This is a genomic window from Pseudomonas sp. Pseusp97, from assembly GCF_047304025.1.
Taxonomy (GTDB): Bacteria; Pseudomonadota; Gammaproteobacteria; order Pseudomonadales; family Pseudomonadaceae; genus Pseudomonas.
In genome coordinates, this window is the sequence record NZ_JBGLYK010000420.1 from 1 (window position 1) to 1757 (window position 1757).

Below are 1757 nucleotides of genomic sequence, written 5' to 3' on the forward strand. Positions count from 1 at the left end.
TGCGGGCCCGGGCGCTGCTCCCCCCCCGTGTCGCGCGCGGGGGGGGGCGCCCCCCCCCCCCCCCCCCGCCCCCAACACCGACGGCACCGCCGTTCGACCGTGCGCAGGAGCGGACTCTGTCCGCAATCGACATCCGGCCGCGCTGAACTCAACCCCTGCGACCGCCGCGCGCTCAACCCTCACGGGCTGGGCGGCATCCGCAGCGCGGTGCCGGTGCGCGGGTTTCCTCGGCCACCACGCCGCGCCACCAGCGCTCGCCCTGGTGCGGCGCCTGGATGTCGAAGCGCTCGCCCATCATCGGTGTGGTGACGGTCAGCCCGCGCTCGCCGGCGATTTCCAGCACGCGTTCGAAGGGCTCGTACCAGGCATGCATGGCCAGGTCGAAGGTGCCGTTGTGGATCGGCAGCAGCCAGCGGCCGTTGAGGTCCTGGTGCGCCTGCACGGTCTGCTGCGGGTGCATGTGCACGTAGGGCCAGTGTTCGTTGTAGGCCCCGGTTTCCATCAGCGTCAGGTCGAAGTGACCGAAGCGCCGGCCGATCTCGGCGAAACCGTCGAAGTAGCCGGTGTCGCCGCTGAAGAAGATGCGCAGGCTGTCGTCCTCGATCACCCAGGAGCACCACAGGGTGCGATTGCCGTCGCGCACGCCGCGGCCGGAGAAATGCTGCGCCGGAGTGGCGGTCAGGCACAGCCCGTCCACCGTGGTGCTCTGCCACCAGTCCAGCTGGCGGATTTTCTCTGCCGGCACGCCCCAGTCCAGCAGGCGGTCGCCCACGCCCAGCGGGGTGAGGAAGACTTCCGCACGCTCGGCCAGCACGGCGATCGTCGCGCGATCAAGGTGATCGTAGTGATCGTGGGAGAGGATCACGCCGCGGATCGGCGGCAGGTCGCGCAGGGCAATCGGCGGCGCGTGGAAGCGCTTGGGCCCGGCGAAACTGAAGGGCGAGGCGCGCTCGGAGAACACCGGGTCGGTCAGCCACCAGCCGCCGCGCAGCTTGAGCAGCAGCGTCGAATGGCCCAGACGATACAGGCTGCGGTCGGGTGCGGCGTCCAGCTCGGCGCGGGTCAGCGCCCGTACCGGCACCGGTGCGCGCGGCACGGTGTTCTTCGGCTTGTTGAACAGCACATCCCAGAGCACCTTTGCGCTCGGCTCGGGCATGTCGGCCGGGCGCGCCTTGAGGTTGCGGAACCTCCCGGCGATGTAGTGCGGGGAGTGGCTGTAGTCGTCGATGGGCGCGCGTTGCAGTGGGAGGCGGGGCAAGGCACTGATCCTCAGTGGCGGAATGCGTCAGCCAACCACGCTACAGGTTCCGCCGCCAGGGAGCATTACCGGCATTTTGATTCTGAAGATCACCGTTATCGATACAGCGCCACGCCGTAGCGCTGGTCCGTCTGTAGGAGCGAGCTTGCTCGCGAACCGCCTGGTACCGAGGCTGGGCTGTTCGCGAGCAAGGACTGGGCGTCCCCCTCGGTCCTACAAAAAGCACCGCCGTTCTGGCGGATAACGCCATGGGCGTTATTCGCCCTACGCTCTGAACGGGCTGGCGCAGGCCCCCGCTCCGCAGAAAGAGCGGGCCGATCGTGCCGTCTGATGCCGTGATTTCATCCTGCACCGGATTGTCCCCTCTCCCGCTTGCGGGGGAGGGTTAGGGTGAGGGGCTCTTGATATTGTAGGAGCGGGGGGGGGGGGGGGGGGCCCCCCCCGCCCGCGGGGGGGGGGGGGGGGGGGGGGGCGGGGGGGGCGAAAAAAAAAAAAAAAA

General features: G+C 69.2%; 1 protein-coding gene. It reads right to left on the bottom strand.

From position 1 onward, the window contains the following. Nucleotides 1-172: 172 nt before the first annotated feature. Entirely contained in the window at nucleotides 173-1258 is a 1086-nt protein-coding gene (locus tag ACCC94_RS29565) for an MBL fold metallo-hydrolase (RefSeq protein ID WP_413353140.1), read from the bottom strand. Nucleotides 1259-1757: the final 499 nt, after the last annotated feature.